This is a genomic window from Curtobacterium guangdongense, from assembly GCF_049341845.1.
GTDB classification, from domain to species: Bacteria; Actinomycetota; Actinomycetes; order Actinomycetales; family Microbacteriaceae; genus Curtobacterium; species Curtobacterium guangdongense.
Genome location: NZ_JBMPIT010000001.1, coordinates 359,108 through 379,910, shown reverse-complemented (window position 1 = coordinate 379,910; position 20,803 = coordinate 359,108). Strand labels below are relative to the sequence as shown.

Here is a 20,803-nt window from a genome sequence, read left to right as displayed (position 1 = left end):
TCGATGAGGAAGCCGTGGAGCGCGGGGTCGCGGGCCTCCGGTTCGCTCAGGAGCGGGTCCAGGAAGGGGCGGCGCTCAGCCGATCGGATGCGTGAGCACGAGCCTGCCGCCCTCGACCGTCACCGAGCGGAGGTCGAGGACCACGGCGGCGGGGCGGGCATCCGCGACTGCGTGGGCCTCATCGAGGCCGTGGCCCACGCCGATCACGGCGGTCACGCCGGCGGCTCGTGCCGAACGGACTCCAGCCGGGGCGTCCTCGAAGACGGCGCACGACGACGGTGCGAGCCCGAGCCGGTCGGCCCCGGCGCCGTACGGCTCGGGGTCGGGCTTGCCGGCCGAGACGTCCTCGGCCGTGACGACCACGTCGGGGACGGCCAGGCCGGCCGCGCGGAGTCGACCGAGCGCCAGGGGGCGGAGCCCGGACGTGACGACCGCCCACGGCACGCCGTGGTCGGTCAGCGCGCGCGTGAGTTCGACCGCTCCCGGCACGGCCGTCGTGCCGGCGACCGTGGCGAGCTCCTCGGACGCGAGCTCGGCCGCGGCGCGCTCGACGTTGGCGGTCGGGACGAGCTCCGCCACGAGGTCGATCGCCCGCACGCCGTGCCGCACCTGGGTGCGGAAGTCGAAGTGCGGAGCCCAGCGGGCGGACCAGCGGTCCCAGGCGACGGCGGCGGCCTCGAGCGAGTCGACGAGCACGCCGTCGCAGTCGAACAGGACGCCGTCGACCGGGAACACCGCGGGCGCGGGACCCCCTGCGGAGTCCCGCGCCCGGCGGTCCGTCATCGTGCGGCGCTCGTCTCGGCCTCACGGCTGTCGTCGGCGTTCGCGGCTTCGAACTCCTCACGACGCCTCGCGCGGTTGCGGAGGACGAGGGAGGAGCCGTAGACCACGAGGAGTGCGACCACCAGGGCGATGATCACCGCGACCTGGCCACCACCACTGCTGATGTGGCCGAGCACGAGTCCGACCACACCGAAGTCGGCGTCCGAAAACGTCGAGTTCGAGAGCCCGACGTCACCGAGCACGGGCAGCAGCAGGAGCGGCAAGAACGTGATCGCGAGGCCGTTCGTGAACGCACCGAGCACGGCTCCGCGTCGTCCGCCGGCACCGTTGCCGATGACGCCGGAGGCGGCACCGGTCATGAAGTGCGCGACGATGCCCGGGATGATGATCGCGGTTCCAGAAACCGCCATGACCACCATGCCGACGATGCCGCCGACGAAGCTGGACAGGAAGCCGATGAGCACGGCGTTCGGGGCGAACGTGAACGTGATCGGCACGTCGAGCGCCGGCTTGGCGTTCTTGACGAGGCGTTCGCTGATGCCCTTGAACGCAGGGACGATCTCGGCGAGGACGACGCGGACACCGGCCAGGATGATGAACACACCGGCGGAGAACGTCGCGGCCTGCATGATCGCGAACAGCACGAAGTTCTGCCCGTCGCTCAGCTTGCCCTGGATGAACTCGGGGCCGGCGAAGAGCGCCACGATGATGTAGATCACGGCCATGGAGAGTGCCACGATCACGGTGGTGTCGCGGAGGAACCCGAGTCCCGACGGGAACTTGATGTCCTCGGTGGACTTCGACGGCTTCGTCTTGCTGCGGGTCAGGGTCGCGACGACACCGGACAGCGCGATGCCGGCGCCCCCGGTGTGTCCGAGCGCGACGTCGTCGGTACCGGTGACCTTCCGCATGAAGGGCTGCACGATCGCGGGAGAGACCGTCATGACGAGACCCTGCGCGATCGACCCCCAGAGGATGACCTGCCACGTGCTGAATCCGGCGACGCCGAAGATCACCGCGATCATCGCCGCCATGTAGAAGGCGACGTGCCCGGACAGGTAGATGTACTTGTACTGGGTCGTCGCCGCGAGTGCGACGTTGACGATCATCCCGAAGAAGAAGATGAGCGCGGCGGCGGACCCGTACTCGACCAGGACCTGTCCGACGATCGCCTCGTTGTTCGGGACGACGCCCTGCACGTGGAACGCGTGCTGGAACATCTCGCCGAACGGGGCGAGCGAGTTGCTCACGACACCGGCGCCGGCGGCGAGCACGAGGAAGCCGACGAGGGTGCGGACGGTGCCCTTGAAGACGTCGCTGCCGCTCTTGCGTTGGATGGTCAGCCCGATCAGCGAGATGAGCGCGACGATGATCGACGGCTGGCGGAAGACGTCCAGCAGGACGCTCAGGACGCCGTTCACGAGGGCACCTCGATGCCGTGGCGCTCGAGGGTCGCGGCCACCTTGGTCTGGATCTCGTTCTGGTCGATGAGGCTGTCGAGCACGACGACGTCACCGAGTCCCTGGGCCGCCTCGGCGATGTCGCGACCGACGAAGACGGCGTCGGCCGAGTCGGCGCTGACGGAGCCGAGGTCCGCGTGGTCGACCTCGACGCCGCTGACACCGAGGTTCTTCAGGGCCTTGTCGATGTTGAGGTGGGTCATGAAACTCGAACCGAGGCCGGTGCTGCAGACGGCGAGGATCTTCATGCGTTCTGTCCAATCTGGGAGAGAGCCGACGTCACGTCGGCCGGGCTGACGGCTTCCAGGAGCCGGGTGCGCGCGTCCTCGTCGGTGAGGAGCATCGCGAGTTCTTGCATGGTCTGGACGTGCTCGGACGAATCGGTGGCGGCGAGCAGGAGGAAGACGTCGATCGGGTGCGCCGGATCGTCGGCGAGGTCGACGGCCGGTCGGACCCGGAGGTACGACAAGCCCGGGCGGACGACGCCGCGCTCGGGGCGGGCGTGCGCCAGCGCGAACCCGAACCCGAGGTCGATGTAGGTCCCGCCCGGTGCCGCGATCGACTCCGTGACGGCGTCGACGTAGTCGGTGGTGATCGTCCCGTCGGCGACGAGCGGTTCCGACAGGAGCGTGATCGCGGTGCGCCACGAACCGACGTCGTCGGCGAATCGGATCCGGTCGGGGATGAGGAGTTCGGTGAGCATCAGTGGTCCCTTCGGGTCGTCAGCTGTGCAGGCCGAAGAACAGTTCGGAGTTCTGCGGCGTGAAGTCGGAGATGCCGTAGGCGACGGCGCGGTCGTCGTGGTCGAAGACGGTGGAGGCGACCCGGAGCAGCTTCTCCCCGGGGTCGAGCATGAGCGCGTCGGCGGTGACCGAGTCGGCGGCGGCGATCGAGACGAGGAGGTCGTTCCGACCGAGGGCGACCTGGTACTCGCTGCGCAGGAACTCGAAGAGCGAGCCGTCGGTGAAGTCGCGGGTCTCGGTCGCCGGGAAGCGGTCGAACGGCAGGAACGTCGTCACGAGGTGGTGCAGCGACCCGTTCACGAAGCGCAGGCGGAGGAGTTCGACGACCTGGTCGGCGGAGGAGAGGTCCAGTTGCGCCGCGACGGACTCCCCGGCGAGGACGACCCGCTGCCGGAGGACCTGGCTCGTGACCGTGAAGCCCTCTTCGGTCTGCTGGACGTAGAACCCCTTGACGTCGTCGGCGAAGCGCTCCCGGTAGTGGGTGCGGAACTGCGGTTCGGTGACGAAGGTGCCCCGGCCCTGCTCGCGGACGAGGTGCCCGTCGGCGATGAGTCCGTCCACGGCGTGCCGGAGGGTGATCCGGCTCACGCCGTACTCCTCGCAGAGGACCGGCTCGGGGGCGAGCCGGGTGCCGGGCGCGAGCTTGACGATGCGCGAGAGCAGGTGCTCGCGGACGGCGACGTACTTGCTCGTTCCGCTCATCGTGCGCATGGTTCCTCCACGTCGTTGTGTGGTGTCGTCGGTGCCGGTGGGGCTGTCGTCTGATCGTCATGACGACTTGACGTCTTGGACGGTAGTCGCGATCGGGTCCGGAACGCAAGCCGAGCAAGCATTCATCCTAATACGTCATGACGACATGATGCATGGATCTACCCTGATCCCACACCGACGCACAAGGAGTCCCGAATGGTCAACGACGCCGACCGGCTCGCCATCGACACCGCCCGTATGCTCGCGCTCGACGCCGTCGAGGCTGCAGGATCCGGCCACCCCGGGACCGCGGCCGCGCTCGCACCGGTCGCCCACCTGCTCTTCCAGCGGCACGTTCGCCACGACCCGTCGGATCCGGACTGGGCAGGACGGGACCGCTTCGTCCTGTCGTGCGGGCACGCGAGCATCCTGCAGTACACCCAGCTGTTCCTGACGGGGTACGACGTCTCACTCGACGACCTCCGGGCGTTCCGGTCGTTCGGGTCGCGGACCCCTGGGCACCCCGAGTTCGGCCACACCCCGGGGATCGAGACCACGACCGGACCGCTCGGCCAGGGGCTCGCGACCGCCGTCGGCATGGCCATGGGGCTGCAGCGGGACCGGGCTCGACTCGATCCCGGCGCGGACGAGTCGCCGTTCGGACAGCGCGTGTTCGTCCTGGTGTCCGACGGGGACCTGCAGGAGGGGATCTCCTACGAAGCCGGAGCGCTCGCCGGGCACCACCGTCTGGACAACCTCGTCGTGGTCTACGACGACAACGACATCCAGATCGAGGGCAGCACGACGCTCACCTCCTCTGAGGACACCGCAGCCCGGTTCCGCGCGCAGGGCTGGCACGTCGATCTGGTCGGACTCGCTCCCGACGGCGACGTCGACGTCGACGCGCTCGACGCCGTGTTGTCCGTCGGTCCGCACGCGGGGAAGCCGCACCTGGTGGTCCTGAAGTCCCGCATCGCCTGGCCCGCCCCGAACGCGCAGCACACCGCATCGGCGCACGGAGCGCCCCTCGGCGCCGACGAGGTGGCGGCGACCCGCCGCGTCCTCGGCATCGACCGCGCGCCGTTCGACGTGCCGGCAGCGGTGCTCGACACGACGCGTGTCGCCGTCGACCGAGGCCGGCGGCTGCACGAAGCGTGGGACGAACGCCACCGTGCATGGGCCAGCACGCACCCGGACGCGGACTGTGAGCGGAGCCGCGCGCGATCTCGACGGCTCCCCACCACACTCGCCGGAGCACTTCCGATCTGGGACGCGGGCGACAGCCTCGCGACACGCGATGCCTCCGGTGCGACCATCCAGGCGCTCGCATCGGCGATGCCGGAGCTGTGGGGTGGGTCGGCGGACCTCGCCGAGCCGAACCGCACGGCGATCGTCGGCGGCGGTTCGTTCCTGCCCGCCGACCGCACGGGTCGCAACGTGCACTGGGGCGTCCGTGAGCACGCGATGGCCGCTGCGATGAACGGGATCGCGCTCGTCGGGGGTTCGAGGTTCTTCGCGGGGACGTTCCTCGTCTTCAGCGACTACCAGAAGCCCGCGATCCGCCTGGCCGCGCTGATGCAGCTTCCGGTCACCTACCTCTGGTCGCATGACTCGGTCGCCCTCGGCGCGGACGGACCCACGCACCAGCCCGTCGAACACCTTGCCGCGCTCCGTGCCCTGCCGGGGTTCGCCGTCGTCCGTCCGGCCGATGCGAACGAGACCGCTGCCGCGTGGCTCGCGATCCTGGAGCGGGACGCGCCCGCGGGTCTGGTGCTGGCGCGGCAGCCGCTGCCCGTCGCGCAGACGACCGTCGCCGCCGTGCGCAAGGGCGTCGCACGCGGGGCATACGTCATCCGCGACGACGAGGGGGCCGACGTGGTGATCGTCGCGACCGGGAGCGAGGTCGCGCTGGCGCTCTCGGCAGCCGATGCCGTCGGCCTGCCTGTGCGGGTGGTGTCCATGCCGTCGCGCGAGTGGTTCGCCGAGCAGGACGAGGAGTACCGCGAACGGGTCCTGCCGAGCGACCGGACCGCGCGCGTGGTCGTCGAGGCCGCGAGCTCGTTCGGTTGGGAGGGCATCGCCGGTCCGCACGGCATGGTCGTCGGGATCGACGGGTTCGGCCTCTCGGCGCCGGCTGACCAGGCTCTCACCGCTCGGGGGATGACGGTCGAGCACGTGGTCGATGCGATCAGGACCGTCGTCGCCGCGCACGCCACCGCCTGAGCACACTCCTCCTGCCGGGCGGCTTGTGGCAGGCTCTGATCAGGCAGTCGGGAGGGGACCGCGATGGACGAAGCACTGATGTACGACCTCTGCAGTCGAGCACGCCTCGTGCAAGTCGGGTTCGTCAGTTCCGAAGCCGGGCTCCGTGGACTGACCGACTTCATCGCCGCGGCGGCCGACTGCTCCGACCGGTACTCGCACCAGCAGCTCCTGCAGATCATCCAGGCCGCACCGCGACCGATCGGCTTCCGCTACGGGATCCGGCGGGTCGAGGCGATCAGCACGGTCCGGACCACGGCGCCCGAGGACTTCTCGGGCGAAGAACGGAGCGAGTACGAGGCGGCGCAGGCTGCGCTGCGCCGGGCCGTCGGCCGCGACTCCGGCGAACCGGCGACCGGGGTCGTCGGCGTCGTCCGGAACGTCGTCGAGCAGTTCGCCCTCCGCTGGTTCTGATCCGCGGCCGTGGGGCCGCCACGGGTCGGACGGGAGGCTCGGTGCCGGCTGGCACCGAGCCTCCCGTCAGAAGCGGATTGAGTCGGGCAAGATCAGAGCCAGACCGCGACGCCCCCGTGTGACGAGCAGGTGCCGCGACGTGACTGGCTGAAGCTGTAGGTGCCGTCGCCGCACTTCGCGGTCGCGCCGCTCGGGGCGGTCGTCGACACCTCCGGTCGGCAGACCGTGTTGCCCGCGGTGTTGACGTACGTGCCGTTCGTGCAGGTCGGCGCCGCGGGTGGTGGCGGCGCGACGTAGGTCCCGACGGTCGTGACCTGCGTGACCGGCTGCGTCGTGGTGACGTCGCTCGCAAGGGTCCGCCCCGTCTCGACACCGTCGGTGTAGGACACCGTCCACGTCTTGGTCTCGACGCCGTCCACGCCGGCTGTCGTGACCGACGACGTTCCGCTCGCGAGGGTCGCGCTCTCGACCGTGCTCGCCGTGAACGGGATCGGCAGAGTCTCGGTGACGGTCTTCGTCGTGAGGACTGACGTGGGCGTGGGGGTCGGCGTCGCGGTCCGGTGCGGTGTCGCGGACGTGTGTGCCGCTGCGGGTGCTGATGCGAACGAGACCGGTCGGTTCTGCGTCGTCACCTCAGGGTGCGTGGCACCGTACGCCGACGTCGACCCGATCAGCACTGCGAACGCGACCGCTGCACCGATCCCGGCGGCGGCGCGCTTCCGGGGGAGGCGGAGCCATGTCGTCCGACGGAAGAGCACGCCGTACACCGCGGTGAGCAGGACCACGATCGATGCCATGAACACCATCATCCAGAAGCCGCCGGACGCGAGTCCGATGAGCGCCATGAGCGCGGTTCCGATGATGCCCACCCAGGTGGAGACGGGCAAGCGGCGGCTCTTGCGTGACTGTGGCTGCTCGGGCTGGGGGCGGGGCATGCGACTCCTTGTAACTTGAGAACCGCACAAGTCTGGGGGTGGTCGCGCCCGGGGCACAGCCCCCACTTCGAGTGGAGCGGCTGTCAGAAGCGGGTCGAGCCCCGCAGTCCACGCGGACGCCCGTCGGGATCGACCGCCAGGCGCGTCGCCGGCCGCGCCCACAGGCGCTGCAGCGCCGACACCGGCTCCGGCTCGTGCCGGCGGATCCGGCCCGGCGGTCGTTCGCCGGGGCGCCCGTCCTCCTGCCAGTGGTCGAGCGCGCGGGCTCGGGCTCGCCACAGCGCCAGGAGTTCTGCACCGGAGCCGATCAGGCTCGGGTCGTCGGGTGTCGTCGCGAGGTGCTCGGCCCAGAGCTGCAGCCGGAGGTCCTGCGCGAGGGAGCCGTCGCCGGCGGAGCCGTCCACCACGGCACAGGTGAGTTCGCTGTCGGACGTCCACGACCGGCGGTTGAAGTTGTCCGACCCGATCGTGAACCACTGGTCGTCGACGACGCAGATCTTCGCGTGGATGTAGATCGGTCGGCCGTCCTCGTGCTCGAGGTCGAACACGCCGACCCGGTCCGGAGCGGTCCGGCGGAGGGAGCGCAGCGCCTCGATCTGCCCGAGTCGGCTGGGTGGACCACCGAGCGGCCCGTCGGAGTTCGGGTACCGCGGCACGAGGATGATCACCCGGAGGTCCCGGTTCCGCTCGAGGGCCTCGGCGATCCCCGACGCGACCTCGCGGGACCAGAGGTACTGGTCCTCGATGTAGAGCAGGGACTTCGCCTTCGAGAACGCCTTCGCGTAGGCGCGGGCGATGCTGCGCTCACCCTCCGGCGCGAAGGGGAACGGCGGCCGCTTCACCCCGTACGTGCGCAGCAGTTGCACGGCGTGGTCACCGGCACGCGGTGGCGGGGGCGTGCGCTCGGGCAGCGGCTCCGGCCGACGGGGCATGTGCGTGAGGCGCTGCAGCAGCATCCGGTACGGCAGGCTGCGGTCGAGCGGGTGCGGGTCGTCCCACCGCTCGGCGAAGACCGCCAGGACGTCGGCGACCACCGGCCCGCGGAGCTCCATCGAGGCGTCGTGCCAGGCGGGGCGCTCGCCGTACCTGGCGTCGATCGAGACGGGCTGCGGGTCGCCCTGGTGTGCGGCGTCGTCGCGGCGGCTGTGGCAGAGGTCGATCCCGCCGACGAACGCTACGTCCCGCGAGGGGTCGTCCCGGTGCTGGATCACGAAGAACTTCTGGTGGTGCGACCCGAAGACGCGCACGCGCTGGTCGAGGAGGACCTCGCCGCCTGCGTCGTTGATCTTCCGGCCGAGCAGCTCGTTCGAGCGGGCGCTGATCGACGCCGAGACGCGTTCGCCGTGGGATCGCCAGATCAGGCCGCGGACCTCGACACCGTCGCGTGCGCGTTCGGCGAGCAGGTCGCCGATCGTCGGACCGTCCGGCAGGAGCCGCTCGTCCGCGTCGCCGCGCCAGTCCGTGAACCACACCCGGTCACCCGGTTGCAGCGCGCACAGCTCCGCGTGGATGCGAGCGAAGTACGGGGCGCCGTGCACCAGCGGGCGTACCGCGTTGCCCTCGGACCACGGTGCGGCGTCGTCTCCGCCGGCGTGCACCTCGGTGGCGAGGTTGCCGCGTTCGTCGCGAGCGAGGAACCAGTGACGCGGGTCGGTGGGCACACTCGAACACTACGGGCGGCGGTCGTGCGGTGTCCGGCGAGGAGCGGCCGATCCGTCCCGTTGACCGGATCGGCCGCCCGCGGCCCGTCGTCAGAGGTACTTGACCGCCGACAGGACGATGCCGGCGATGGCCACGACCCACACGTACGGCAGCACACGGAGCATCACGGCCTGCGGGGAGACGCCCGCGTACTGCGACGCCCACACCGTCTGCGTGCTCGTCGGGTCTGCGACACCGAACACCTGGTTGTACGAGGTCATCAGCCCGAGGACGGCCATCGGTGAGTAGAAGCCGATGGCTGTCATCGCGCCGGCGATCCCCGCACCGAGACCGAAGATGTTGAGCGGACCGCGGTACAGGCACAGCGGCACGAGCACCGAGAACACGATCACGTACAGCCAGATGTTCGTCGGCGCGACGGCCTCGACGATCGGACGCAGGGCGGCGACCGACCCCGGCAGGCCCACGGCGGCGAGGAGCATGCCGATCGCGATGAACAGCGTGATCGGCGGTGCGGCGACCTTGAACCCGTCGTAGAGCGACCGCAGCATCGTGGTGCCCCAGAGGGCCGGTCGGGTCGTCGTGACGACGGCGAACAGCACACCCGCCAGGAGCGACGGGATGATCGGCACCTGCAGCACGAGCGCCAGGACGATCGGCACGAGCGGGGTCAGCAGCGCGAACCACGGCGCATCGCCGAGGCGTCGACGCCGGCTCGTGACGACGCGGGCTCCGTCGGCCGGGGCCGCGAGGGACCAGGCGTGCACCGTGCCGCGTCGTCGGGTCTCGACGATGACGTAGGCGACGGCTGCTGCGGCGGCGAACGGGAACAGCAGGATCATGAACGATCGCACCTGCGGGATGGGGAGGTGCAGCGCGGTCGAGAAGAACTGCCACACCGGCAGCTCGAACGGCACCCCGGCGCCGATGCCCATCAGGATCGTGCCGGCGGCGGTGACCTTCGGGACACCGACGGCGATCATGGCGGGGATGCCGATCACACCGGCGAGCAGGGCAGCGGGGGCCGAGCCGGTCACCGCGCCGCAGAGGGCCGAGATCACCAGCACACCGAGCGCGATCACGACGGGACGGTCGCCGCCGAACTCGACGGTCTTCCGGACCAGGGTCGAGGCGATCGCGGTGTCCCGCATCAGGGAGCCGAGCCACGAGCCCAGCAGGATGGCCACCATCGTGGAGGCGAGGGTGATCGCCCCGTTCTGGATCACGGTGGTCAGCACGCTGTTCTCGGCGCCGACGAACGAGGCACCACCCGCGAGCGCGATCGCCACCGCGAGCAGTACGAGGGCGAACGCCGTGGGGAGTTTGCCGGTGAGGATCAGGGCGACCCCGATCGCCATGATGACGATGATTGCGATGCCCATTGGTCAGTTCTCCTTCGGGTTCGAAGCGGAGCGCGCATCGTTGCGCGTCCGGATCGCGGCCGTCGCCGCTCGGGTGAGGAGGAGCGGGGACCGGGTGAGTCCGAGGCTCCTGGCGGCGAACGCGTGTGCGGCCACCTCGTCGGTGCCGGCGATGTAGGCGAGCCGGCGGAAGCGTCCGAGTCGGAACACCTGGTGGTCGAGCGCCGCACGGAGGGCACGGGACCGGTCGGCCGTGACGAGGTGGTGCGCCCGCTCGTGCTCGACGGCCGCCGCGCGCACCGAGCCGACCGGGAACAGGTGTCGCCACCCGAGGTCGTCGACGAGCCGCTCGCAGAACGCGATCGTGTCGGTGAACAGGTCGATCCGGTGGTGCCCGGAGTCGTACTGCGCGAGCAGCGCTGCGCCGAGGCCTCCGGCGTGCTCGACGATCGCCGGCGTCGAAGCGGCCGTCGAGCCGGCCGGCGTCGAAGCGGCCAGCTCGGTCCCGAACGCGGTCGCCCTGGCAGCGTGTCGCAGCAGTTCCTCGTCGCTGCGGAGCTCGTTCGTCGGCACGCCACGGAGCAGCTGCGCGCCGAGCTCGGCGTCGTCCAGGTCCTCGAGCGCGCGCATCGCCGCTGCCTCGGCCACGACGGTCACGACCGGACCTCGAGCACGGCCACGAGTGACTCCGCCCGGTCGTGTCCCTCGACCTCGGTGCGCGCGAGCGACACGAGCTGCGACTCGTCGAGCACCCCGGACAGGTCGGCGATCCGCGGCCCGACGAGCAGCTGGAGCGCCGGCGCACGGGACCCACCGTCACCGTAGGAGGTGTGCTCGGTGATGAGCCGGGGGATCGCTTCGGCGCCGGCTCCCGCCGTGGTCTGGTCCACGAGTGCGTCACTCGATGCGAAGCGGATGACGCCGTCGCGGTCGAGCACGCGCACCGGGTGCTTCGGCTTGCGGAGGAACCGACGCTCTTCCGGCGACCCGAACACGACGTGGCTGTCGGTGGACGCGAGGACGGTCAGCGCCCGCGCGTCGACGCCGAGGCTCCCGGCGGCGACGGCCCGGAGGTCGTCCTCGGTGAGCCGCGCCGTGCGGTCCTGTGTGCGGAGCTCGGTGGCGCCCGTCGCGACGGCACGGACGGTGTTCGACTGCGGGTCGACCGTGACGTCGACGGACACCTCCGCCGGTGCGGCACCCTGCTTGATCACGGCCTGCTCGGCCTCGCGACGGACCGCGAGGATCTGCTCGTCGGTCGCACCGGGGATCACCCGCTCGACCTGCTCGCGGATGAGGGCGAGCGCGACGCCGATCGGGCTGATCACCTCGCTGTGGTCGGCGATCCGCCACGGCTTGCCGGCTCGTTGCCCGGTGTGCGGGGTGACCGAGGCAGCGCCACCGCCACCGCCGACGAGCTGCACGGTCTCCTCGGGGATCCGGTAGTCCTCGACCATGCGCTCGACGACCGCACGGACCGGTGCGACACCGGCATCGAGGACGGCACGTGCGGCACCGTCGACGTCGGTGCCGAGTGCGCTCGCGAGCGGTGCGAGTGCGGCACGTGCGACCGCCTGGTCGGCGTGCGCGTAGTCGGCGTCCGGCACCAGACCGAGGGCGTTGGCGGCGCAGGTCATCGTGATCGCGAAGCGGCCACCGGCCGCGTCCACCACGGCGTGGTCGGCCGGGTCGCCGTCGACCGGCGCGACCGTGGACAGCGTTGCACCGTCCAGGTCGGCGAGCGTCGCGAAGCACGCGTAGGGGAGTCCCGCGATGTGCGCGCTGCGTGGGCCGACGTGCGTGACCTGTGCCGAGCCTCCCGTCCGGATCCGGACCATGGAACCGCCACCGACGCCGACGGTGCGGACGTCGAGCGCCGACAGGTACGTCGAGCTGCCGCCGAACTCGGTGTACTGCACCGCGACCTTGCCGCGGCGGATGACCGAGATGTCGGTCGAGGTCCCGCCGGTCTCCAGGAAGACGCCGTCGGAGAGCTTCTCCTGCATGAGCGCCCCGGCGACGCCGGCGGCGGGGCCGGACAGCACCGTGAGCAGCGGGCGCCGCCGCATCTCGTCGAGCGACATCACGCCGCCGTCGCACCGCATCACCATCAGCGGAGCGGTGATCCCGGCCGCGTCGATGCTCGACTGCACCAGGTCGGCGGTCGCGAACATCCGCGGCAGGATGACCGCGTTGAGCACCGCCGTCCGCGTCCGCTTGCTCAGCCCGTAGAGCGAGCTGATGTCGTGCGTCGCGGTGACGAGGAACCCGCGGGCGCGTGCTCGTCCGGTGATGCGTTCCTCGCCGATGGGGTCGTCGACGGAGAACGGCTCGGTGACGACGATCGAGCGGATCCCGGCCTGCTCGAAGCGGTCGAGGACACCGTCGACGTGCCGGTCGTCGTCGGCGCGCGGGACGTGCTCGTACGCGACGGGGAGCTTCTTGCCGTCCGCGATCTCGATCTTCGCGAGCCGTCGGAGCCGCTTCGCGAAGAAGCCGGCCGGACCGGTCCCGACGCCGATGAGGCCGACCGGGTCGACGTCGCCCTCGAGCAGGGCGTTCGTCGCCTGGGTGGTGCCGTGCGCCAGGAACACGACGTCCTCGGCGGAACGGCCGATCCGGTCGAGCAGCTGGTGGAGCGCCTCGACGATGCCGTGTGCGACGCCGTCGGGGTGGTCGTGGCTGGTCGGGACCTTGGCCTGCCCGATGAGCTGCAGGGTGGCGGCGTCGATGGCGACCGCGTCGGTGAACGTGCCACCGACGTCGATGCCGATGCGCAGTGCGTTGGGTTTCACGTCGTTGTGACCTTTCGGGTGAGGTGGAGCGTCAGGAGCCCTGGCCCGCGGGCCGGGGAGCGTCAGGAGCCCTGGCCCGCGGGCCAGGGAGCGTCAGTAGCCCTGGACCGCTGGCCAGCGCCGTTCGACGCCGTCGCGGTCGAGACCGGCGGCGAAGGCGGCGAAGCGGGCGTCGTCGGCCTGGACGGCCTGGGGGGTGGAGTCGGTCGCGATGCAGTGGGCCGCGAGTGCGCCGGCGACCTCGCCGACGTTCCACTCGACGGGGTGCAGCCGGTAGCAGCCGTTGGTGATGTGGGTGGTGCCGATGTCCTTGCCGGCGGGCAGCAGGTTCGTCACACGCCGCGGGACGAGGGCACCGAGCGGGATCTCGAACGGGACGCTCGCGATGTCGACGTAGTTGTCGCCGCCGGTGGACGGGTGCAGGTCGAGTCGGTAGCTTCCGACGCCGACCGAGTCGCGGTAGCGCGTCCGGCCGGTCACACCGACGACCTCGGCGGAGACGTCCTGCTCGACGATCGTCGTCACCGCACGGATCCGGCGGGACTCGCGGATGTAGGCGGCCTTGGCGAGACCGTCTTCGCTGCCGGTGACGTCGCCACGCAGTCGGAGACCGGGGAAGCCGGCTCCGCCATCGGGCCGGGGTGCCTCGGTCTGCAACCAGTACAGGACGGAGCGCGAGAGCTGTCGTGCCTCGTGCAGGGCCTGCCTGGTGGTCTCCGCGTCGACCTCGGCGTCGCCGGAGGTCCCGATCACGGGCTTCAGCCAGTAGTCGTTGAGCGGCCAGTTGACGAGGCAGATGTCGGACTCGAACGCCCCGTCCGCGAACAGCTTCCGCGCGACGATCCGCCGGAAGCCCCACAGCTCCTTGTCGCCGGCGTCGGCGCTCTGGTCGGCGCTGACGGCGAGGGGGTCGGTGTCCGGGTTCGGCTCGAAGGTGCGCGGGTGTGCGTCGAGCGTGCGCGGGTCCGGTGCGAGGAACCCGATGAGCGGCGCCGGCCAGAAGTCCGGCTGGTAGGAGCGCCAGAAGTCGTACATCTCGGGGCGCTCGATGGTGTGGTCCTCGCCCTCGTGGTGCGACACGGCGAAGCAGAACGTGATGCCCTGCTGGTTCGCCGGGTCGGCGACCTCCGGTGCGTGCGGCTCGCCGTGCTCGTCGCGCGACTCCGCGCCGACGACGTGCTCGACGCCGGCGAGCGGCAGGACGTCGCCGGTCTCGGTCGCGTCCAGGACGAACGCGCCACGGAGCTCGGTCCGGCGACCGTCCGGACGTTCGACGGTGACGCTCGTGACCCGGTCCCCGTCGGCCGTCGCGGCGACGGGGCGGTGGTCGAGCTTGACCGTCAGGAGCCCGGCGGTGCGGTACGGCTGGAGCATCTCCTCGATCACCGCGAGTGCGACGCGCGGCTCGTGGCAGAGCTTGCTCACGCGGCCGGCACCGGGGTTCAGGTCGGGGAGCGCGGCTGCCTCGGCGCGGAGCGGGTACGCCCGGCGGTAGTGGTCGCGGATGCCGTCGCGCAGGGCACGGTAGCTCCGGGTGACGCCGAACTGCTCGACCCACGGGTGCTCGTCCGGCGGCACGGCCTGGCTGGTCAGCTGTCCGCCGAGCCAGTCCGTCTCCTCGGTGAGGACGGCGCGTCGACCCGCTCGGCAGACGGCGATCGCGGCAGCGACGCCGCCGAGGCCGCCGCCGACGATGACGACGTCGGTCGTGACGGCCTCCGTGGTGGCGTCGACGGTCGGGGGCGGTGTTGGGGTGGTTCCGGGCATGGTGGAGCGACTCCTGACGGATGGGGCGGTTCGGGGAGCGGGCGGGAGCGGGCGGGATCGGGTGCGCGCGGGCGGCCACGATGGTGTGCGGTCGGGCGCGTTCGGCTCAGCGCGGGGGCGGGCCGAGAGTGGTGCCGGCGACGAGTGTGCAGGCGAGCAGCTCCTGCACCGGATCCGGGGCGTCGCCGCGTTGGACGGCGGCGATGCGCTCGGTGAGCGCGGCGACGGCGCGGGCACCGAGTTCGGTCCGCGGCGCGCTGAGCCGCGTGACGTCCGTCCCGCGGTCGCGGTGACGGGTGTGCTCACCGAGCACGACGACCGACACCCTGGCAGGGACGTCGTCGGCGAGCAGTTCGAGCAGCTCCTCGCCGTCGTCCGGGTCCTCGACCAGGACGACGGTCGGACGGGAGGCCCGGATCGCCTCCCACGCGTCGGCCACCGTCCGGTGGTCGGTCACCGCGGTCTCCACGAGTGCGTCCGCCGTTTCGAGCCCGGCTCGGGTGAGGGCGGCGACGATGCCGGCACGCCGGTCGCGGGACGACTCGGCACCGAGCGGCAGGCGCAGCAGGCCGAACCGGACGTGCCCGAGGTCGAGCGCACGCTGGACGAGCGCCTGCGTCGCGGCCGCGTAGTCGACACCGATGTAGGGCACCCGGCCACCGGCTACGTCGCGACGGCCGATGGCCACGAACGGGTAGTCCGTGTCCAGCAGCCGTTCGAGCTCGTCGGCGTCCATCTCACGGCCGAGCAGGATGCAGCCGTCCGCGAGCCGCAGGCGGTTCGACTCGTGGAACAGCCGCCGCCTGCCGTTCACCACGGGGGTGCTCGTGAACACGAGCAGGTCGGCCCTGACGTGTTCCGCGGCGCTCTCGATGCCGGTGAGCAGCGGCGTGTAGAAGTCCGACGAGCGGTTCGGGAACGCCGGCTCGTACGTGAAGACGCCGATGAGGTCGTTCGTCGCGCCGACGAGGCTCCGCGCGACCGGGTTCGCGACGTAGGTGGTCTCGCGGATGACGTCGAGCACGCGGTCCCGGGTCGCCGCCGGGATCCGACGGGTCTCGTCCGCCTTGCCGTTCAGCACGAGCGACACGGTGGACTGACTCACGCCGGCGATGTCGGCGATCATGCGCTGTGTGACGCGTGCGTGGGGTGCTGGCATGGGGTCTGCTCCGGAGCTGTCGACCTCGTCGATGAGGTAATACGGATGACCGTACGCGATATCGCGCGTTCATACGTATGAGCAGCGAAATATCCTGAAAATGATCTCCCAGCCGGTTCAGGAGGTCCGGAATCGAGCCACGAACGACCTTCCCGCTGCGCCGCCGACCGGGACCGCGATCTGCAGCCGCGGGCTCGTCGAGACCACGCGGACCTCGGTGTCGCCCGGGTCCGCCGGGTCGCGTTCGAGCACGGCGCTGTCGAGTGTGACGACGACCTCGCCGGTGACGCGCTGGGTCGGGTCGCTGACGGCGACGGAGAGCTGGTCGCCCTGTCGGCTGAGCACCACGGACGCCCGCTGGTCGACCTGGATGCCGGCGGCCTTCGGTGGCGTGGTGGCCTTCCAGAAGTTCGCCATCGTGACGTGGTCGGTGCTCGTCGCCGCGCCGGTCTTCCTGGTGACGGCTTGCACGTCGTCGGTGTTCGCGGCGATCGTCACGTCGGCCATCGTGGCTGCGGCCCCGGCGACCTGCGCCTGGGTCGCGCCGGGGAGCTGGATGTACGCGTACCGGGCGTCGGTCGGATCGATGCCGTGGTCGATCCAGAGCCCGATGAACCGCCGCGAGTACGTCGTGTCGTCCCCGTACGTGCCGCGGTCGTCCATGTCCGTCCACTTGCCGGTGCGGTCCTCACGCACGACCTGCACCGTGGTGCCTCCCTGCGGGAAGAGGTACCCGCAGGTGCTCGGGATGTACGCCCACTTCGGTGTGAACGCGGTCGGGGTGTTCCGGACGGTGTCGAAGGTCGTGCCGTCGATGATCGGTGCCGTGCGCCCGGACGGTCCGACGTTGCGCTGTTCGACGATCGTCTGGACGACGTTGCCGTCGGTGCTCGTGATCCCCGCGCCGAGGCAGACGACCGCGTCGCCGATGCAGAACCACGACTTCCGCGCACGGAGCGGCTGCGTCGTGAACGACAAGCCCATCCCGATCGCCGCGTCGCCGTCGAGCACCGCGCCGCCGGCCCAGGTGTTCGCCACGGTGGAGCGGACGCCGACGCCGACGGTCGGGGTCTTCTGGACGACGGTCGTCCCGGGGATGCGGGTCTTGTCCGCGGTGGGCCACCACTCGTTCGCCCAGTGCCCCAGCTGGTTCGGCAGGTACAGGTAGACCGCGCCTTCGCCCTGGTACCAGCCCATCCGGTTCTCGCCGTTGGCGCACTCGTAGGGCTTGATCGCGGTGGTCTCCATCGCGAACCCCATCGCGAACCCCGGTCGGCGGTGCACCGCTCGTGCCATCGAGGTCGCGACGACGGTCCTGGTCGACTCGTCGCCCACCGGGACGCCCGTGTCGGCCATCAGCGCGCGGCCGAGGACCACCGACGTGAACAGGACCTGCTGGACGGGGACGGGGTCGTACGTGAAGAACCCCGGCTGGCGTTCCCCCGGCGTGCTCCCGGTGAACGAGTACGAGTCGTAGGCGGTGAGCCACCCCTTGACCTGGGACCGGAGCTGCTGTGCTCCCGTCGTGGGGAACACGGCCGCGAGCTGGAGCAGGACACCGAGCACCAGCCTGCCCTGCCGGCGATCGGTCTCGTAGAACCGGGAGATCCCTCGACCGTGGTTCATGTCCATGAAGCCGCCGCCGTAGATCCACGGGGCGAAGTTGTCCTGCGTCCAGTCGAAGACCTCGGCGACCTGTGCGGTCGAAAACGCCCACGGGGTGCCGAGCGAGGCGACCATCATCGAACTGAGGACCTGCAGCAGCGACAGCCCGTACCCAGCGGTGTACGCGTAGGTCACGTGCTGGACGAACCCGCCGTCCGTGTACATGCCGTCGCCCGACGTCGCGTACGGGAAGATCGTCTCGAGGTCGTGGCGTGCACCGTCGATGACCGCCTGGTCGCCGCTGATCGCACCGCGCAGCATCGTAACCGCGCATGCCCAGTTGCGGTTCGCGCCCGTCGAGGTCGCGCCGCCGGTGACCTTCGGGTCGGGTTCGTAGTGCTGGATCGCGGCCATCGCCGTGCTGATCTGCGCGGCGGACAGGTCGTCGTACATCAGCACCACGAAGTCGTTCAGTGCGAGTGGGGTCCCGATCTGCCAGTCCCACCAGTTGTCGTAGTACGACGTCGCGTCGTACTTGTGCGCGAGGAACCAGTCCAGTGCGGAGACGAGGTCGGCGCGCAGGGCGCTGTTGCCGGACAAGCTCGAGCCGGGGGAGCGCAGCGCCAGGGCGAGCTGTCGCAGCCGGTTGGCGGTGCTCGTCACGGTCGACGAGGTGGTGGGGCTCGCCAGGTCGGCCCAGAGCGTCGTGCGGTTCGCCGAGGTGTCGAGCGGCGTCGCGCCGTGCCAGAACGCGTTCGCCGCCTTCGCGGTTTCTTGCACGTAGGCGTTGAGGACAGGGTCGGATGCGTCGTAGTCCGCGATCAGCGTGCCCAGCCACTGCGACCGGTACCGCGCGAAGTCCGTGGGGGCTGCGGCCGCTGCGCGCCACGGGCCCACGACGGTGTCGGCGGTCGCGAGTGCGGCGACGGCAGAGGCACCGACGATCAGGGACCGGCGGGAGAGACCGAACGAGGTGGATCGTGCAGGCATTGCGTCCTCCGGGGATCGTTCCGTGGCGGGCGGCGTTGCCCGTCACGACCCCGATGATCGACGCCGCGATGTGCTCCGGTCAAGGTGCTCATACCTATTACTACTGCTCATCAAGATGACCGCGTCGTCGGCGCGGTGATCAGTGCGTTCGGTGTCCTCGTGTCGCACGTCGCGGGAGCCCGGCGACGTACGCCCCGAGGATCGACCCCTCGTCCAGAGGGGCCACGGCTGCCGTGCGGTACAGCAGGAGCGCGTCGACGAGCCCGACGAGATCGACGGCGCACCGCTCCGGTGCGACGACGTCGATCCGCTCCAACAGGGTTCGCGCCGTGTCGATGAGCGCTGCCCGGACCGGGTCGGCCCCGGTGAGGGGTCCGCGGAGTTCCGCGTCGTCCCGGAGTTCGAGGAGCAACGCCAGTCGGACGGACTGTGCGACGTCGCGGGCGGCGAGGTGCTCGAGGAACCCCACCGCGATCGAGACAACCGCGTCCTCGTCGACCTGCTCGGGGATCTGCAGGGCGACGAGGTCCTCGGCGAGTTGCGACGTGATCCGGTCGACCACGAGCGCGGTCAGCTCGCGTCGTGTCGACGCGTAGTAGGACGTCGATCCCGACGGCACGCCGGCTTCTGCGTCCACGGCCCGGTGCGTGAGTGCCCTGGTTCCCCCTCGTGCCGTCAACCGCACGCCGGCGTCGGCGAGGTCCTCGCGTCGTCCCATCACTTCCCTCTCCGTCTCTACCATCGTAGTGTTCTCTACATGTGTAGAGAACGGACTGTGTCATGCACGCGGTAGTGGTCGGAGGGGGCATCTCCGGGAAGGCGATCGCTGATGCGGTGGCGGCGCGGGGTTGCACGGTGACGCAGCTGTCCCGGTCGACGGGGTTCGACGTCTTGCTCGACGACGTCGACGCCGCCCTGGGGGATGCGGACGTGGTCATCGAAGCCACCGGGCTGTTCACGACGAGCCGGAGGCGTGCGACGGACTTCTTCACGCGGTCGACGCGAGCCATCGGCGCTGCGACCGCCCGACGCGGCGCGCGGCACGTGCTGCTCTCGATCGTCAACTGCACGCGACCCGAGGTGCAGGGGTACGGGTACTTCGCGGGCAAGACGGCGCAGGAGCAGTCGGCAGCCGCGGTCAGCCCCCTGCTCACCGTCGTCCGGTCGACGCAGTGGTTCGAGTTCGCGCGGCAGAACACCGAGCGGATGCGGTTCGGGCCGTTCGTGCTCGTCCCGGGCATGACGATCGCTCCCGTCTCCCTCGACGCGGTCGCCGGGGTGATCGCGGACGTCGCGGTCGGCGCGCGGACGGCCCCGGTCGTGGAGGTCGCCGGTCCCGAGACCACGACGCTGTGGGCGATGACGCGGGCCCTGGGCCTTCCTGGGCTCGTGCCGGTGCCACTCCGGATCCCCGGACGGACCGGTCGGGCGTTCCGCGTCGGCGCCCTGCTGCCGGAGCGTCACGTCGAGGTGGTCGGCCCCCGGTTCAGCGAGTGGCTCCGGTCCGCCCCGTGACGTCCGTACCCGCGGCCGTCCGGAGTGTCCGCTCCGCGTCGTCGAGGTAGTCGGTCAGCAGCGCTGATGCAGCCGAGGTGTGCCCGGCGCGCAGCGCGGTGACGATCGCGGCGTTCCGCTCCACGAACCCGGCGTGGAACGCCGCAGGGTCGTCGGTCGTCAGGAACGCCAGTCGCATCTCCGCGAGCAACGAGTCCATCAAGGCGTGGACCCGGGTGCTCGGCACAGCTCGGACGAGCGCCGAATGGAACGCGATGTCCGCGGTGCCGACCGCGCGCCAGTCACCGGCGGCTGCCGCTGCGTGTGCGGTGTCGACGGCGTCAGCGGCCGACGCCAGCGCGGGGGAGTCGGGCAGGATCGCGCGGACCGCCGCGTCCTCGAGCACCCGTCGGGCGGCGTAGAGGTCGGCGACGTCCTCGGCGGAGAGCCGACGGACGAACACCCCGCGGTTGAACACGTGCTCCACGAGACGGTCCCGCGCGAGGAGCCGGAACGCCTCGCGCAGGGTGTTCCGCGAGACCCCGAGCTGCTCGCTGAGCCGTTCCTCGGACAGCTGCGCACCGGGGGAGAACTCCCCGGCGGCGATGGTGGAACGGAGCCGGTCGGCGACGGACTCAGCGCTGCCGACGGTTCGGGTCATGTCCACGATCCTGGCACGATCC

At 71.0% G+C, this 20,803-nt stretch carries 18 protein-coding genes; 3 read left to right on the top strand and 15 right to left on the bottom strand.

Annotated elements, in window-relative coordinates; translation table 11 throughout:
* Positions 1-75 precede the first annotated feature (75 nt).
* Genes ACO0E1_RS01805 through ACO0E1_RS01785 form a run of 5 tightly spaced genes read right to left on the bottom strand, consistent with a single transcriptional unit; the run spans position 76 to position 3,688 of the window.
* Positions 76-783 carry an HAD-IA family hydrolase gene (locus ACO0E1_RS01805; RefSeq protein ID WP_422872607.1) on the bottom strand — a complete coding sequence of 236 codons (708 nt, stop codon included), beginning with the start codon at positions 781-783 and terminating at the stop codon, positions 76-78.
* Positions 780-2,204 (bottom strand): PTS ascorbate transporter subunit IIC, encoded by a 1,425-nt coding sequence (locus ACO0E1_RS01800; RefSeq protein ID WP_422872606.1) that lies wholly within the window; start codon positions 2,202-2,204, stop codon positions 780-782. Before ACO0E1_RS01800 ends, ACO0E1_RS01805 begins: the two co-directional genes overlap by 4 nt.
* On the bottom strand, positions 2,201-2,491 hold the full coding sequence (locus tag ACO0E1_RS01795) for a PTS sugar transporter subunit IIB (RefSeq protein ID WP_422872605.1): 291 nt from the start codon (positions 2,489-2,491) through the stop codon (positions 2,201-2,203). Before ACO0E1_RS01795 ends, ACO0E1_RS01800 begins: the two co-directional genes overlap by 4 nt.
* Entirely contained in the window at positions 2,488-2,946 is a 459-nt protein-coding gene (locus tag ACO0E1_RS01790; RefSeq protein ID WP_422872604.1) for a PTS sugar transporter subunit IIA, read from the bottom strand. The genes ACO0E1_RS01795 and ACO0E1_RS01790 overlap by 4 nt, the downstream gene beginning before the upstream one ends.
* A gap of 19 nt (positions 2,947-2,965) precedes the next feature.
* Entirely contained in the window at positions 2,966-3,688 is a 723-nt protein-coding gene (locus ACO0E1_RS01785) for a GntR family transcriptional regulator (RefSeq protein WP_422872603.1), read from the bottom strand.
* A gap of 204 nt (positions 3,689-3,892) precedes the next feature.
* Between ACO0E1_RS01785 and tkt the strand changes: the two genes are divergently transcribed.
* Together tkt and ACO0E1_RS01775 are read left to right on the top strand one after the other, a co-directional pair.
* The gene (tkt, locus tag ACO0E1_RS01780; protein ID WP_422872602.1) at positions 3,893-5,899 is read left to right on the top strand and encodes a transketolase; all 2,007 of its coding nucleotides are present in this window, start codon (positions 3,893-3,895) and stop codon (positions 5,897-5,899) included.
* A gap of 63 nt (positions 5,900-5,962) precedes the next feature.
* The gene (locus tag ACO0E1_RS01775) at positions 5,963-6,352 is read left to right on the top strand and encodes a hypothetical protein (RefSeq protein ID WP_422872601.1); all 390 of its coding nucleotides are present in this window, start codon (positions 5,963-5,965) and stop codon (positions 6,350-6,352) included.
* A 92-nt stretch (positions 6,353-6,444) separates the two neighbouring features.
* Here ACO0E1_RS01775 and ACO0E1_RS01770 read toward each other — a convergent pair whose 3' ends face one another.
* The 9 genes from ACO0E1_RS01770 to ACO0E1_RS01730 form a co-directional block, all read right to left on the bottom strand.
* Complete coding sequence (locus tag ACO0E1_RS01770; protein WP_422872600.1) at positions 6,445-7,287, bottom strand: DUF3761 domain-containing protein; 843 nt, start codon at positions 7,285-7,287, stop codon at positions 6,445-6,447.
* 83 nt (positions 7,288-7,370) lie between these two features.
* The gene (locus ACO0E1_RS01765) at positions 7,371-8,948 is read right to left on the bottom strand and encodes a phospholipase D-like domain-containing protein (RefSeq protein ID WP_422872599.1); all 1,578 of its coding nucleotides are present in this window, start codon (positions 8,946-8,948) and stop codon (positions 7,371-7,373) included.
* A 90-nt stretch (positions 8,949-9,038) separates the two neighbouring features.
* Entirely contained in the window at positions 9,039-10,331 is a 1,293-nt protein-coding gene (locus ACO0E1_RS01760; protein ID WP_422872598.1) for a hypothetical protein, read from the bottom strand.
* A gap of 3 nt (positions 10,332-10,334) precedes the next feature.
* Positions 10,335-10,967, bottom strand: a complete 633-nt coding sequence (locus ACO0E1_RS01755) for a hypothetical protein (protein ID WP_422872597.1) — start codon at positions 10,965-10,967, stop codon at positions 10,335-10,337.
* Complete coding sequence (locus tag ACO0E1_RS01750; protein WP_422872596.1) at positions 10,964-13,105, bottom strand: hydantoinase/oxoprolinase family protein; 2,142 nt, start codon at positions 13,103-13,105, stop codon at positions 10,964-10,966. Before ACO0E1_RS01750 ends, ACO0E1_RS01755 begins: the two co-directional genes overlap by 4 nt.
* 93 nt (positions 13,106-13,198) lie before the next feature.
* Positions 13,199-14,872: an FAD-dependent oxidoreductase gene (locus ACO0E1_RS01745; RefSeq protein ID WP_422872595.1), complete on the bottom strand. Its 1,674-nt coding sequence runs from the start codon at positions 14,870-14,872 to the stop codon at positions 13,199-13,201.
* 106 nt (positions 14,873-14,978) lie between these two features.
* Positions 14,979-16,031 (bottom strand): LacI family DNA-binding transcriptional regulator, encoded by a 1,053-nt coding sequence (locus ACO0E1_RS01740; RefSeq protein ID WP_422872594.1) that lies wholly within the window; start codon positions 16,029-16,031, stop codon positions 14,979-14,981.
* 117 nt (positions 16,032-16,148) lie between these two features.
* Positions 16,149-18,626 (bottom strand): polysaccharide lyase 8 family protein, encoded by a 2,478-nt coding sequence (locus ACO0E1_RS01735; protein WP_422872593.1) that lies wholly within the window; start codon positions 18,624-18,626, stop codon positions 16,149-16,151.
* A 139-nt stretch (positions 18,627-18,765) separates the two neighbouring features.
* Entirely contained in the window at positions 18,766-19,344 is a 579-nt protein-coding gene (locus ACO0E1_RS01730) for a TetR/AcrR family transcriptional regulator (protein ID WP_422872728.1), read from the bottom strand.
* Positions 19,345-19,481: 137 nt separating this feature from the next.
* Between ACO0E1_RS01730 and ACO0E1_RS01725 the strand changes: the two genes are divergently transcribed.
* On the top strand, positions 19,482-20,141 hold the full coding sequence (locus tag ACO0E1_RS01725) for an SDR family oxidoreductase (RefSeq protein WP_422872592.1): 660 nt from the start codon (positions 19,482-19,484) through the stop codon (positions 20,139-20,141).
* Here ACO0E1_RS01725 and ACO0E1_RS01720 read toward each other — a convergent pair.
* Positions 20,113-20,781, bottom strand: a complete 669-nt coding sequence (locus tag ACO0E1_RS01720) for a GntR family transcriptional regulator (RefSeq protein WP_422872591.1) — start codon at positions 20,779-20,781, stop codon at positions 20,113-20,115. The genes ACO0E1_RS01725 and ACO0E1_RS01720 overlap by 29 nt on opposite strands.
* Positions 20,782-20,803: the final 22 nt, after the last annotated feature.

Excerpts from the sequence above, each read along its gene's own strand:
- ACO0E1_RS01805 (WP_422872607.1), bottom strand. The coding sequence starts at position 783 with ATGACGGACCGCCGGGCGCGGGACTCCGCAGGGGGTCCCGCGCCCGCG.
- ACO0E1_RS01795 (WP_422872605.1), bottom strand. The coding sequence starts at position 2,491 with ATGAAGATCCTCGCCGTCTGCAGCACCGGCCTCGGTTCGAGTTTCATG.
- ACO0E1_RS01790 (WP_422872604.1), bottom strand. The coding sequence starts at position 2,946 with ATGCTCACCGAACTCCTCATCCCCGACCGGATCCGATTCGCCGACGAC.
- ACO0E1_RS01785 (WP_422872603.1), bottom strand. The coding sequence starts at position 3,688 with ATGAGCGGAACGAGCAAGTACGTCGCCGTCCGCGAGCACCTGCTCTCG.
- tkt (WP_422872602.1), top strand. The coding sequence starts at position 3,893 with ATGGTCAACGACGCCGACCGGCTCGCCATCGACACCGCCCGTATGCTC.
- ACO0E1_RS01775 (WP_422872601.1), top strand. The coding sequence starts at position 5,963 with ATGGACGAAGCACTGATGTACGACCTCTGCAGTCGAGCACGCCTCGTG.
- ACO0E1_RS01770 (WP_422872600.1), bottom strand. The coding sequence starts at position 7,287 with ATGCCCCGCCCCCAGCCCGAGCAGCCACAGTCACGCAAGAGCCGCCGC.
- ACO0E1_RS01760 (WP_422872598.1), bottom strand. The coding sequence starts at position 10,331 with ATGGGCATCGCAATCATCGTCATCATGGCGATCGGGGTCGCCCTGATC.
- ACO0E1_RS01745 (WP_422872595.1), bottom strand. The coding sequence starts at position 14,872 with ATGCCCGGAACCACCCCAACACCGCCCCCGACCGTCGACGCCACCACG.
- ACO0E1_RS01740 (WP_422872594.1), bottom strand. The coding sequence starts at position 16,031 with ATGCCAGCACCCCACGCACGCGTCACACAGCGCATGATCGCCGACATC.
- ACO0E1_RS01735 (WP_422872593.1), bottom strand. The coding sequence starts at position 18,626 with ATGCCTGCACGATCCACCTCGTTCGGTCTCTCCCGCCGGTCCCTGATC.
- ACO0E1_RS01730 (WP_422872728.1), bottom strand. The coding sequence starts at position 19,344 with ATGGGACGACGCGAGGACCTCGCCGACGCCGGCGTGCGGTTGACGGCA.
- ACO0E1_RS01720 (WP_422872591.1), bottom strand. The coding sequence starts at position 20,781 with ATGACCCGAACCGTCGGCAGCGCTGAGTCCGTCGCCGACCGGCTCCGT.